The 12,610-nt window shown below is 61.0% G+C and carries 11 protein-coding genes and 1 pseudogene; 6 read left to right on the plus strand and 6 right to left on the minus strand.

Going from position 1 to position 12,610, the window contains the following annotated elements:
- Positions 1-146 precede the first annotated feature (146 nt).
- The 5 genes from AC0L3B_RS26105 to AC0L3B_RS26125 all read left to right on the plus strand — a co-directional run bounded on the left by AC0L3B_RS26105 (position 147) and on the right by AC0L3B_RS26125 (position 5,549).
- Positions 147-1,346: a pyridoxal-phosphate-dependent aminotransferase family protein gene (locus tag AC0L3B_RS26105; RefSeq protein ID WP_473381314.1), complete on the plus strand. Its 1,200-nt coding sequence runs from the start codon at positions 147-149 to the stop codon at positions 1,344-1,346.
- 61 nt (positions 1,347-1,407) lie between these two features.
- Positions 1,408-2,205 carry an enoyl-CoA hydratase/isomerase family protein gene (locus AC0L3B_RS26110; protein WP_473381315.1) on the plus strand — a complete coding sequence of 266 codons (798 nt, stop codon included), beginning with the start codon at positions 1,408-1,410 and terminating at the stop codon, positions 2,203-2,205.
- Positions 2,206-2,332: 127 nt separating this feature from the next.
- Positions 2,333-3,319 carry a tripartite tricarboxylate transporter substrate binding protein gene (locus tag AC0L3B_RS26115; RefSeq protein WP_473381316.1) on the plus strand — a complete coding sequence of 329 codons (987 nt, stop codon included), beginning with the start codon at positions 2,333-2,335 and terminating at the stop codon, positions 3,317-3,319.
- Positions 3,320-3,494: 175 nt separating this feature from the next.
- Positions 3,495-4,037, plus strand: a complete 543-nt coding sequence (locus AC0L3B_RS26120) for a tripartite tricarboxylate transporter TctB family protein (protein WP_473381317.1) — start codon at positions 3,495-3,497, stop codon at positions 4,035-4,037.
- Between the two features lie 12 nt (positions 4,038-4,049).
- Complete coding sequence (locus AC0L3B_RS26125) at positions 4,050-5,549, plus strand: tripartite tricarboxylate transporter permease (protein WP_473381318.1); 1,500 nt, start codon at positions 4,050-4,052, stop codon at positions 5,547-5,549.
- 24 nt (positions 5,550-5,573) lie between these two features.
- Here AC0L3B_RS26125 and AC0L3B_RS26130 read toward each other — a convergent pair whose 3' ends face one another.
- The 4 genes and pseudogenes from AC0L3B_RS26130 to AC0L3B_RS26145 form a co-directional block, all read right to left on the minus strand.
- Entirely contained in the window at positions 5,574-6,062 is a 489-nt protein-coding gene (locus AC0L3B_RS26130) for a hypothetical protein (RefSeq protein ID WP_473381319.1), read from the minus strand.
- 278 nt (positions 6,063-6,340) lie between these two features.
- A pseudogene (locus tag AC0L3B_RS26135) lies at positions 6,341-6,674 on the minus strand (CoA transferase); the annotation flags it as partial.
- 640 nt (positions 6,675-7,314) lie between these two features.
- Entirely contained in the window at positions 7,315-8,217 is a 903-nt protein-coding gene (locus tag AC0L3B_RS26140) for an O-antigen ligase family protein (RefSeq protein ID WP_473381320.1), read from the minus strand.
- Between the two features lie 537 nt (positions 8,218-8,754).
- Positions 8,755-9,948 (minus strand): CaiB/BaiF CoA transferase family protein, encoded by a 1,194-nt coding sequence (locus tag AC0L3B_RS26145; protein WP_473381321.1) that lies wholly within the window; start codon positions 9,946-9,948, stop codon positions 8,755-8,757.
- 441 nt (positions 9,949-10,389) lie between these two features.
- On the opposite strand from AC0L3B_RS26145, the gene AC0L3B_RS26150 reads away from it, so the two are divergent.
- The gene (locus AC0L3B_RS26150; RefSeq protein WP_473381322.1) at positions 10,390-10,614 is read left to right on the plus strand and encodes a hypothetical protein; all 225 of its coding nucleotides are present in this window, start codon (positions 10,390-10,392) and stop codon (positions 10,612-10,614) included.
- Between the two features lie 176 nt (positions 10,615-10,790).
- On the opposite strand, the gene AC0L3B_RS26155 is transcribed toward AC0L3B_RS26150, so the two are convergent.
- Both AC0L3B_RS26155 and AC0L3B_RS26160 read right to left on the minus strand, forming a co-directional pair.
- Positions 10,791-11,483 (minus strand): hypothetical protein, encoded by a 693-nt coding sequence (locus tag AC0L3B_RS26155; RefSeq protein WP_473381323.1) that lies wholly within the window; start codon positions 11,481-11,483, stop codon positions 10,791-10,793.
- 820 nt (positions 11,484-12,303) lie between these two features.
- The gene (locus AC0L3B_RS26160; RefSeq protein WP_473381324.1) at positions 12,304-12,600 is read right to left on the minus strand and encodes a hypothetical protein; all 297 of its coding nucleotides are present in this window, start codon (positions 12,598-12,600) and stop codon (positions 12,304-12,306) included.
- Between the last annotated feature and the right edge of the window lie 10 nt (positions 12,601-12,610).

Below are 12,610 nucleotides of genomic sequence, written 5' to 3' on the forward strand. Positions count from 1 at the left end.
GTCTTGCCTCCGGTCACGGTCCTTGGCAAGGCGAGCCCTGCTTCTTGTGCATTGACGGACCCCGCCGGGCGAGGGACAAGCCCGGCGAATAGTGATATTCGAGCGGCTTGCGCAGCCGACAGACTCAAAGACCGGGAGGGACGCCGATGACCGTGCATACTGGAAGGCATTTTCTCCAGATTCCAGGACCGACCAACGTGCCCGACCGGGTGCTGCGGGCGATGGACATGCCGACGCTGGACCATCGCGGTCCGGAGTTCGCCGAGCTCGGGTTCGCCGTCCTCGCCGGCATGCAGGGGGTGTTCCGCACCAAGCAGCCCGTGATCATCTTTCCCTCGTCCGGCACCGGCGCCTGGGAAGCTGCGATGGTCAACGTGCTCGTGCCCGGCGACAAGGTGCTGATGTGCGAGACCGGCCAGTTCGCCGCGCTGTGGCGCGGCATCGCCGACAAGTTCAAGCTCGACGTCGACTTCATCCCGAGCGACTGGCGCCATGGTGCCGATCTCGCCGAGATCGAGAAGCGCCTTGCCGCCGACAAGCAGCACGCGATCAAGGCGGTCTGCGTCGTCCACAACGAAACCTCGACCGGCTGCGTGACGCCGCCGCTGGAGGTGCGCAAGCTGCTCGACCGGGTCAAGCATCCCGCGCTGCTGATGGTCGACACCATCTCCGGCCTCGGGTCGATGGAGTACGAGCACGATGCTTGGGGCATCGACGTCTCAGTCGCGGGCTCCCAGAAGGGCCTGATGCTGCCGCCGGGCCTCGGCTTCAACGCCGTCTCGGAGAAGGCGCTCGCGGTGGCCAAGGCCAACCCCGGCATGCGCTCCTATTGGGACTGGCAGGAGGTCATCGGCTTCAACAAGCTCGGCACCTTCCCCTATACGCCGGCCACCAATTTGCTCTACGGCCTGCGCGAGGCGATCAAGATGCTGGAAGAGGAGGGGCTCGAGAACGTCTGGGCCCGCCACAAGCGCCACAGCGCGGCGACGCGTGCCGCGATCAAGGTCTGGGGCCTGGAAACGCAGTGCGCCGATCCTGCCGCGCATTCGCCGGCGCTGACAGGCGTGCGCGTGCCTGATGGCCACGATGCCGACGCCTTCCGCAAGGTGGTGCTGGAAAACTTCGACATGTCGCTCGGCACTGGCCTGAACAAGGTCAAGGGCAAGGTGTTCCGCATCGGCCATATCGGCCATTTCAACGACCTGATGCTGATGGGGACGCTCGCCGGCGTCGAGATGGGCCTCGATCTTGCAAAGATCCCGCACCGGAGCGGCGGCGTGTTGGCGGCCATGGACGTCCTGAAGGGACGCGACGCGGTGCCGATGACCAAAGCCCAGGTGGCTTAAAGGCTCAGGTGGCCTGAAGGCTCAGCTTGCCTGAACCGACTTCGAGAAAAGAGAGCGCGCGATGAACGCACCGACGACCGCCAACGAAGACCTGCTCTACTCCGTCACGGACGGCATCGCGCGGATCACCTTCAACCGCCCGCAGGCGCGCAACGCACTGACCTTCGCCATGTACGAGCGCATGGCGGAGATCTGCCAGGAGATCAACGCCGACCGCTCGATCAAGGCGCTGATCCTGACCGGCGCCGGCGACAAGGCGTTTGCCTCCGGCACCGACATTTCTCAGTTTCGTGCGTTCAAAACCGCGCAGGATGCGCTCGACTATGAGGCCCGCATCGACCGCGTGCTCGGCACGCTGGAGCAGTGCCGCGTGCCCGTGATCGCGGCGATCGCGGGGGCATGCACCGGCGGCGGCGCCGGAATTGCGGCGTGCTGCGACCTGCGCGTCGGGACTGAAACGACGCGCATCGGGTTTCCGATCGCGCGCACGCTCGGCAACTGCCTGTCGATGTCGAACATCAGCCGCGTCGTCTCGCTGGTCGGCCCCGCCCGCACCAAGGATATGATCTTCAAGGCGCGCCTCGTCGAGGCACCGGAAGCACTGGCGCTCGGCCTCCTGAACGAGATCGTCCCTGATGTCGAGACGCTGCAGCGCCGCGCCGACGAGACCGCCAGGCTCGTTGCGAGCCACGCGCCGCTGACGCTTGAAGCGACCAAGGAGGCAGTGCGCCGCATCCGCCGCACGCTGTCGCGCGAAGAGGGTGAGGATCTGATCCTCAAGGCCTATATGAGCGAGGATTTCCGCGAGGGAATGGACGCCTTCCTCAACAAGCGCACGCCGAACTGGAAGGGCAAGTAGCGCGTCTCCGGCTTGGCTTCGTCAGCCGAAAGTCATAGGCAGCGGGATACCCGCGTGCTTGAACTCGCTCGCATTAGTCCGCACAATGCGTCGAGAAACAAAGCTAATAATCCAGGGGACGAAACTCGTGCGAATTCTAGTGAAAGCTGTTGGCGTTGCAGCGGCGCTATCGTTGAGCGCGCCGGCCTTTGCGGGCTGGGAACCGACCAAACCGGTCGAGATCGTGGTCGCGGCGGGCGCGGGCGGCGCCTCCGACCAGATGGCGCGGATGATGCAGGCCGCGATCCAGAAGAACAATCTGATGAAGCAGCCGATTGTGGTCTCACTCAAGGGCGGGGCTTCCGGCGCGGAAGCACTGATGTACATGAAAGCCAGCGAGGGCGAACCCAACAAGGTGCTGATCGCCTATTCGCTGATCTACATGCTGCCGCTGTCGGCGAAGATCCCGTTCAACTGGCGTGAGCTGACCCCGGTTTCGGTGATCGCGCTCGACCAGTTCGTGCTGTGGGACAACAGCGCGGGTCCCAAGACGGTGAAGGAGTTCGTCGCCGCCGCGAAGGCGGCGAGCGCGCCGTTCAAGATGGGCGGCACCGGCTCCAAGCGCGAGGATCACGTGCTGACCGTGTTCCTCGAGCAGAAGACCGGCGCGAGATTCTCCTATCTGCCCTACAAGTCCGGCGGCGAGGCCGCGACCCAGCTCGTCGGCAACCACACCGAATCCAACGTCAACAATCCATCCGAAAATCTCGAGGTCTGGCGCGCGGGCCAGGTGCGTCCGCTCTGCGTGTTCGACAAGGAGCGAATCTCCTACACCAGCAAGGTGACGGACACGCAGTCCTGGGCCGACATCCCGACCTGCAAGGAGGAGGGCGTCGATGTGCAGTATCTGATGCTGCGCGCGATGTTCCTACCCGGCAAGGTCACGGCGGAACAGCAGGCGTTCTATGTCGAGCTGTTCCACAAGGTGACGCAGACCTCCGAATACAAGGACTACATGGAAAAGCAGGCCCTGAAGCCGATCTTCCTCACCGGCAAGGACATGGTGCAATTCCTCGAGGAGGACGATGCAGTCAACAAGTCGCTGATGACGGAAGCCGGGTTCGTCGCGAAGTAGCTTTGGCTTCTCGCTCGTGGGGGCGCGACGAGCTCGCTCGCGCTGAGAGGGTCGGGTTGAGGGCTCTCTCCGCGAGTCCAATCCTCACCGTCACCGCGGACACTCCCCCTCACCCCAACCCTCTCCCCGCAAGCGGGGGAGGGGGTAATTGAATTTACTCCGTCCCAAACGGCTCATGCCCCAAACCGATCTTGAAATCGTCGTCGACGATCCGACCGCGCCCGAAGACGACTCGCCTTCCGTCGTCTCCTCCGGCACGATCGAGATATTCGTCTGTCTGCTGTTGCTCGCGCTGGCCGCCACGCTCGGCTACGACAATTGGCGCACCGGCGCCTCCTGGGATTCGACCGGGCCGGAGCCCGGCTATTTCCCGTTTTATCTCTCCGTCATCCTCGGTGGTGCCAGCCTCTACGGCCTGATCGTGGCGCTGGTCGCGCACCGCGCGGCGCCGGCAACCTTCGTCACGCGCGCGCAAGCCCGCCGCGTGATGGCGGTCTTCGTGCCGACGCTGCTGTTCTGCCTGGCGACGCAGTTTCTCGGCCTCTATGTCGCGAGCTTCCTACTGATCGCCAGCTTCATGCGCCTCGTCGGCAAGATCGCGCTGTGGAAGTCGCTGCTCACCGCTGTCGTATTCACGGCGATCATGTTCGTTACCTTCGACGTCGCCTTCGACGTCATCATGCCGAAAGGGCCGCTCGAAGCGGCCTTCGGCCACTAAGGCGGGCCCGCGATGGAAGCTCTCGGCCTGTTGCTTCACGGCTTTGCGGTCCTGCTGACGTGGAAGACGCTCGTGCTGATGATGGTCGGGCTGGTGCTCGGCATCTTCGTCGGCGTCTTGCCCGGGCTCGGCGGACCCAATGGCGTCGCGATCCTGTTGCCGCTCACCTTCACGATGGATCCGACCTCGGCGATCGTGATGCTGTCCTGCATCTACTGGGGCGCGCTGTTCGGCGGCGCGATCACCTCGATCCTGTTCAACATCCCGGGCGAGGCCTGGTCGGTCGCGACCACTTTCGACGGCTATCCGATGGCGCAGCAGGGCAGGGCGGCGGAGGCGCTGACGGCGGCGTTCACGTCCTCCTTCATCGGCTCGCTGGTCGCGGTGCTCCTGATCACCTTCCTCGCCCCGATGATCTCGTCCTTTGCGCTGAAGTTCGGTCCTCCCGAGTTCTTCGCGGTGTATCTGCTGACCTTCTGCTCCTTCGTCGGGCTGGGACGCGAGGCCAAGCACAAGACCGTCATCTCGATGTCGCTGGGGCTGTTGCTCGCCGGCATCGGCATGGACACGGTGTCAGGCAATCTGCGCATGACCTTCGGTTCGTCCGAGCTTTTGCGCGGCATCAACTTCCTCGTCGCCGTCATTGGCCTGTTCGGCATCAGCGAGATCCTGCTGACGATGGAGGAGCGCCTCGCCCTGCGCGGACACGCGGCGAGCATTTCGCTGCGCGTCGTGCTGAGTGTGTGGAAGGACCTGCCGAAATACTGTGTGACGCTGCTGCGCTCCTCCTTCATTGGCTGCTGGCTCGGCATTACCCCGGGCGGCGCGATCGCGGCCTCTTTCATGGGCTACAATCTCGCCAAGCGTTTCTCCAAGGATCCCGAGAGCTTCGGCAAGGGCCGCATCGAGGGCGTATTCGCCCCGGAGACGGCGGCGCATGCCTCCGGCACCGCGGCGCTGCTGCCGATGCTGGCGCTCGGCATTCCCGGCTCCGGCACCGCCGCGATCCTGCTCGGCGGGTTGATGGTGTGGGGGCTCAATCCGGGACCGCTGCTGTTCGTCGAGCACAAGGACTTCGTCTGGGGCCTGATCGCCTCGATGTATCTCGGCAACGTCGTCGGGCTCGTGCTGGTGCTGACGACGGTGCCGATCTTCGCCTCGATCCTGCGCGTGCCGTTCGCGGCCGTGGCGCCGATGATCGTGGTGTCCTGCGCGATCGGCGCCTATGCGATCCAGAATGCCATGTTCGACATCTGGCTGATGCTCGGCTTCGGCGTCGTCGGCTACGTCTTCAAGAAGATCGGTATTCCGCTCGCTCCGTTCACGCTGGCGCTCGTACTCGGCAACCGGGCGGAGGATGCCTTCCGTCTGTCGATGATCGGGGCCGGCGGCGACCTCAAGGTGTTCTGGTCGAACCGCCTGGTCGGCTCGATCACGACCTTGGCGATCGTGCTGCTGTTTTGGCCGGTACTCGACCGTCTCCTTGGACATCTAAAATCGAGGAGGCGATAGAAAACCGCATGGTCTTCTACTCGCTTATTGCCTCGCGACTAGCGCGGTTGCCGCAACGAGTGCGGCGAAGGCGGCCTGGGACACGATACCAATCTGCCAGTTCAGCCTACGTTTAGTGTGTATCCAGACATGGAATCGTTGAAGCGTCACTAGCGGTTCTCGCTTGTAGAGGCTATGCACGAACTGGAGCGGGTCGGGCAGCATGCCGGCGGCTGCCCCCAGTGCGATCAGCCAAATCGGCGCGCTTGGGTAAAATAGAAGGATCGCCAGGGCGAATCCAGTCGATGCATCGGTCGCAATCGTAAGCAGGTCCATCCACAACCGACGATCCGCCTTCAACAGTCGGTTATCGGCATTCTTGCGAACTGAGATTGCTTGGAGGGGATAGTCCCAATGTGGAATTGCATCGATCACAAAATGGCTCGCAAATCCTGCGACAGCGACCACGATTGGATGGGAGGGCAACATATAAGCGATGGCGCCGCCAACAATCGCGTGTGTACTTAGAATCATACCGGACCGTACCGCTCGAGCATCCGCCCCACAAAAGCACGGCCTCACTCAGAAGCACAAGGCCGCACATTCCAAAGATGCGCCCCCAGAGAGCACCGGATCGCGCATTCCGCTAATGAGCGTAACCCTCGTTCTATTCATATTAGCCTGTCGGCAATGGTGCACTCGTTGCGGCCTTTGGCAGGAAGCCCGTGCGTGATCGCGTTCACTCCACGGACTGAAACGAAACGTGCTTGCGCATGCATTTTCATTTTAAAGTTTCCGTGCTCACCTGGAATTCACACGACTCTCGCCGCCCTAAGAGCTAAAATCTCTTGTAGATCAAAACCGAATTCGGCGACCAATTCGTCGGTCTGCTCGCCGAATTCCGGCGGCCGCGCCACCATACTGCTCGGCGTGCGCGACAGCGTCACGGGCTGGCCGACCAGGCGATATGGCGGCCCCCATCGTCGGCACGTCCTGCGCGATGCCTAGATGTTTGACTTGCGCGTCCTCGAGCATCTGGTCCGATGGCGTCGATCGGTCCGCAAGGCACGCCGGCCTCGTTGAGCTCGCGGACCCAGGTTTCGGTGATTTCGTCACTGTGCGCTTCTCGATCTCGGCGTTGAGCGCGTGCGTGAGGCTCCGCGGGCCGTAACGAGCTCCGCCCATGGCATCACATCCCGGCCTTGGTTATATAGGGCAGGTGGGCGCCCGCGGTCGCAATGTCGCATTGACTCTGGCTCGATCAGGGCACATCGGTCTGTAAATAGTTTAGTTTCGCTTTGCTTGGTCGCCGCAACCCGCGGCGAGACAGGCAAACATGCAGCAAGCATTTTGGCGTTCTAGGATATCATATTCGTAGGGAACCTCCAGTTTCACGATCTCACAAGCAAGTGCTCTCTGGCTCGTCGAAATCACCCGGCCGCAGGGCACTTCCAGAGCTGAGCAAACGATGAGAGAAGAGCGTCTTCGCCACCTAGTCTTGGGCAGTCTACTCAGGTCTCGTAGAGCGTTGGAAGGTTAGGCGTATGTCGCTGGTTTGTCCAAGCTGCCTCAAGCGAGCCTCAGAAGCAACCTTCGCGGCGGGGACGGTTGCTGGTGGCCGAGAAGAGCCTGCATTGCGACGCATGCGGCACCGCCAGCGACATCGCGGGATGGCGCCTGGCAGCGGAGTACCAAATACGGCGCGAGAGGTTTCCCGATCTGTCTGGACGCTAAAAGGTCTCTTTCGCTTGCATCCGGATCGACTTGGCTGAGTTTCGGTAGTTGGTCAACTAGGAACGATTCCGTGATCGGCGTTGCCGGAATAGAAGGTCGGCATTCCATTCTGGTCTTCTATTCTTCTCGATAGGGATCGTCCGCCAAATTCATCGCTCTGCTGGATGATACGCCCTGCTGCGAGACTAACACCGATCACATAGATCCAGCCCGGCACAAAATCGAACAAATGCGAGTTCAATAGCGAACTAACCGCATTCTGTACGACGACGATGAAACCAAGCCATGGATAAAAGCCGGAACCCCGAAAAAGGCTAAGATGACCAATCCACATGGCGTACAGGGCGACACATCCGATCAACCCCCACTGCACGGCTACGTTGAGAGTTTGATTATGTGGATTGCTGACCGTCTCCGCGCTAAGCCCGGTTTGGCCCAGTGCGGCGCGATCAAATAGCATTTGGGTAGATCCTGTGCCGTGCCCAACGACTGGAGCTGCGCCAACGAACCTGAGAGACTTGCGCCAATACTCGAGCCGCAATCCAGTCGACGTTATATCAGTGCCGGCACCGTACTTTGAATATTCGAGCAGGATACTATTCGTTCGATTTTGTAGATTGGGTGAGGCAAACCAAGCAGACCCGGCAAGCAATATGCAAATTGCAATCGCTCCATAAAAAAGTGAGCGCGGCAAATAAAACGCTCCGAATAGAAATAACATGATCGGAACGTATACTAGAGCTGTCCGAGCGAGTACCACGAAAGAGAGATTGGCAAGAAATCCCATCGATAGCACGAGCAGAGGCAACGCCAAATGGATCTTTCGGACTTTGATCAACTCAAAAATCGGCCAAGCTAATACCACAGCGCACAACGCAAACGATTGGCTCTGATCGATGTAGTTCTTTACAGGAACGCCGGGCTGCAAACTTGCAGTCGGGGTGAGATTCGGCACAAACGCTGCGACCCACGACAAGCCCAGGAGAACAGTGCAAGATCCAAGGAATGCCAAGAGTATCCAAACTGATCGCGATGACCTTCGAAAGTAATATACTAAGAATGGCATTATAAGAAACTTTAGCGTAGGATTTACGCCCCGCAGTCGAGCGGTCCAAGAGACGTCAGTCGCCCACAGAGTACCTATCGCGGCTAGCGCGAACAGCGCCACCGCAAAACCGCTTCTGGAGCGGCCTACCAAATTAGCAAATTCTCCGAGTCGTATCCTTGGGAATACGCTAAGTACCCAGAGGGCGCTGAAGATAGACGTGATGGTTGTAGACCACGGCAGCGATGCGACCGTGATCACAGCGAGAACGTCGCTCATGACTGTCGAGTTCAACAGGGTCGGAAAGCGCCAGGAATTTCGAGCCAAGCTGTACAACTTCTTGTCTCCCGTAGATGAGCTAAGCTCGCTGTCCATAATCCCTCGATTGGCTTGCAAGGCAACGCGTGTCAAGCTCGCTCAAGATCGCAGCTCAAGTAAGAGAGCGAGTCAGACGATGCGGGCTTCTCTCAGGCTTGCGATTTCGGTCGCGCTGAATCCGAACTCCTTCAGCACCTCGTCGGTCTGCTCGCCGAATTCCGGCGGCCGCGCCACCATCCTGCTCGGCGTGCGCGACAGCGTCACGGGCTGACCGACCAGGCGGATCTGGCGGTCGTCTTTGTTCGGCACGTCCTGCGCAATGCCCAGATGCTTGACTTGGGCGTCCTCGAACACCTGGTCGATGGCGTAGATCGGCCCGCAGGGCACGCCGGCCTCGTTGAGCTCGCGGACCCAGGTCTCGGTCGACTTCGCCACGGTGTGTTTCTCGATCTCTGCGTTGAGCGCTTCGCGGTTCTTGGAGCGCGCTTGCGCGGTCGCATAGTCGGGATGGGCATAGAGCTCGGGCGCGCCGATCGCCTGCGCGCAGCGCTCCCAGATCCGTCCGCCGGTCGTGGCGATGTTGATGTATCCGTCCGAGGTCCTGAACACGCCGGTCGGGATGCTGGTCGGGTGGTTATTGCCGGCCTGCTTGGCGACCTCCTTCTCCATCAGCCAGCGCGCGGCCTGGAAGTCGAGCATGAAGATCTGGGCCTGGAGCAGCGAGGTCTGCACCCACTGGCCTTTGCCCGAGACCTCGCGCTCCAGCAGTGCGGTGAGGATGCCCATGGCACAGAATAGACCGGCGGTGAGGTCGGCAACCGGAATGCCGACCCGCATCGGCCCTTCGCCCGGCGCGCCGGTGATCGACATCAGCCCGCCCATGCCTTGCGCGATCTGATCAAAGCCCGGCCGCTTGTGGTAGGGCCCGTCCTGGCCGAAGCCGGAGATGCTGCCGTAGACGATGCGGGGATTGATCGCGGCGAGGCTCTCATAATCGATGCCGAGCTTCTTCTTGACGTCGGGCCGGAAGTTCTCGACCACCACGTCGGCCTTGGCGGCGAGGCGCTTGAACACGGCAAGCCCGCGCTCGTCCTTCAGGTTCAGCGTCATCGCCCGTTTGTTGCGGTGCAAATTCTGGAAGTCGGAGCCGCGCCGCGGCCCGCCCGGCTGCTCGCCGCCAGCATCCTCGGTCAGCGCGTCGATCTTGATCACGTTGGCGCCCCAGTCCGCAAGCTGCCGCACGCAGGTGGGCCCGGAGCGGACCCGGGTCAGATCGAGCACGGTGAAGCGCGACAGGGCTTCGGAGGCATGCGGAAAGGGCATCTCGAAGAGCTCCTAGATGGCGGGGCTACCATAGTGCCGAAAGATCATGCGGCAAGTCGGCTCGGCGCCGATGCTGCCTGCCAAAATGCGATGCCTCGTGTGGCCCTTGCCCGGCGGAAAGATCAGCGCGGTAGGCGCTTCAACTCGGCGCGCGCCTTCTCGGCCAGCGGATCGTCACCATGGCGGGCGATGAACAGCTCGAATGCCTCCGCCGTGCCCTTGGCGGGCGCCACGCCCAAGAACGGCGGGTTCGGCGGGCTCTGAGCGAGCGGCTTGAGCGTGATAACGCTTCAGGGCCTTTCATGCTGGAGGCGCTGTTTGGTTTCTTCGTCGAACCCGAGATTGCGAATGGGTCTTTGAGTTGGCCGTGCGCGAATCGATTTCATCCCAAAGTCATAGCGTTTGCGACGCCGGCGGCTTGAACTGGCCCGCAATCGCGGGTTGAAAACCGATAAAGCCCGTCGAGATCGTGGTGGTGGCGGGGCGGGCGATGACCAAGTCGCGGCAGCGTTCAAGGATATTGCCGAAATGAAGCTGGTTGTCCTGGCGTCAAGGACGCGAAACAGCAAGTGGTCGGTGGTGGAGCGACGGGCCTTTATTGGTTTGGGATCTTCGCATCGGGTGGCGCGGCGAGTGGTCGCCGAATATCTCAACATTCCGGTATGACTTTGGCGGCATTTCGGGGTGAGCTGCTTGACATGGCGATCGCCGGCGGTAGCTTGATGCTTTGCATAGCGATCGCCAGCCTGCTCGGTGAGTTACGCCAAAAGTAAGATCCGCGCCAAGCGATCTTCCGGCATTTAAGAGGAAAGAATGTCGATGCCATCGACTCGTACAATGCTTTAGCGACCAAGCAGGCGATAGGATGCGCCGTAGAGCAGGGGAGTCCATCTGTAGGCGCCGAGACGCCAGAGAAGGCGGACCGCTGCAGGCTGATGCAATCCGTAGGGCATGCCCCATGTTCCCTTCATGGTGCGCCGTCGGACTTCATCGAGGACAAGAACACCGATTGACGACGCCTCAATCGAGCGCACCGCGCCTACTCGCGCGGCGTGTTCTGAATCGCGCCGGCGAAGCTCGATCCAGTTTGGCCCTGGATTTGGCAGCGCACTCTCATAGAAAATATCGTCACCGCCCAAGCCGGTGAAATAATTATAGTCCGTGCGACCTGGGAGAAGATTGTGACTAGCGACAATGCAAACATGCTTAGTTAACGCTGCGGCCATCATCGAGATCGCTTGAGGGCCCTTCGGTCCATCGACCAGAAAAGCGGTTCGCGCTTCGGATTTCAGTGCGTAACGCCCGAACTCTGTATAGGCGTTGCCCGCGACCAACTGCAATGATTTGAAATTTGCAAGGCGATTGCGGCACGCCTCTGCACGGTCTTGATCAGTCTCCAAGTCGATGGAAATGGTCTTCCTGCCGGTACGGTCACCCCATTCGCCAAGAATCGCAGTAGAATAGCCATCCTGACGCCCACTTTCGATGATTTGCTCGATCCTTTCTACGTCACAGACGGCCAAAAAGAATGCCATCTCGCTCGGGAAAATTGACCCCTCAACCCATCTCTCGACGTGATCGCCGTCAAGGATTAGTTTCGATGCAGACTCTGCTGCCTCTACGAGGTTGGGACTCGAAGTTCTCATAACTGGCCGAGCTTTCAAATTTCAAATTCGTCGGCGATCAGCCATAAACAAAACAGGGAAAAAACAAAAGCCGCAACTAGGAGCAACGTGCCGAGGTCGTCCGGAATACTCGGCGTCCAAAGCCTTCTCGGACCTCCTGCGCTCATTGAGCGACTCCACCATAAGTTCTTGTGCACGTTGTGGCGAGCGAGTGATGGACCAGGGGAGCGGAGCCGTCAGTCGATCCCTTCCTCACAATCGTCGATCTAGCCATCTGGTCTTCTTAAATCGTCGAAAAGGATCATCGGAAACAGCCAACCGGATGGGCCCCAGCCGTGCTGGCCTATGATCTCATGGTCTCGCGAGGACCCGCAATGATTGGCGGTGAATTTGCGCAAGTTCCTGCGTGTTTCCCTTGCAATTTCAATGGATCGTTGCAGTTGAGCAACAATTTGCTGCGTTGCAGCGCCTACGGCGGGACGCGTTTTGAGTAGGTCGAAAGCGGTGATGTCCGACGCCGTCGCCGACGGCCCCGCTGGTCGCATAGGGCGCCGCGGGATCAGGCCGATCGCCCCGTAAGCGCCGTCCGGAGCAAGCCGCTGCCGAACCCGCAACAACAGCCGCCCCCCGGATGGCGGCAGCGCGCTGACGATGCCGACGGGATGTGATCCCGAGGCCGTTGCCTAAGCTATTTCAAACGCCAACTTCTCGCGCCCTATGGATGAGAAATTCAACGTGACAAGCGCTTCAGCTCAATCCGTGCCTTATCGGCGAGCGGATCTTCGCTGTGCCGAGCGATAAAGAGCTCGAACGCCTCTGCTGTGCCCTTCTGCCGGGCGATCTCGTATTCCTCGGCGACCGCTGCCGAAGGTGAGCGGGCTGGCGGAACCGAGGGCGCGCGCGCCTTGCCGCCGTCGTCCGCGTAGGCTTTTCCGACCATGACAGGGAGTCCTCCCGGGGGCAGATGATCTGGAGCTGATAGCGCCATCAGGGCGCAAACCAAGCTGGCTGCGAGCAGATGTTTCATGATCTCCCTT

This window comes from Bradyrhizobium sp. Kon56 (assembly GCF_055807635.1).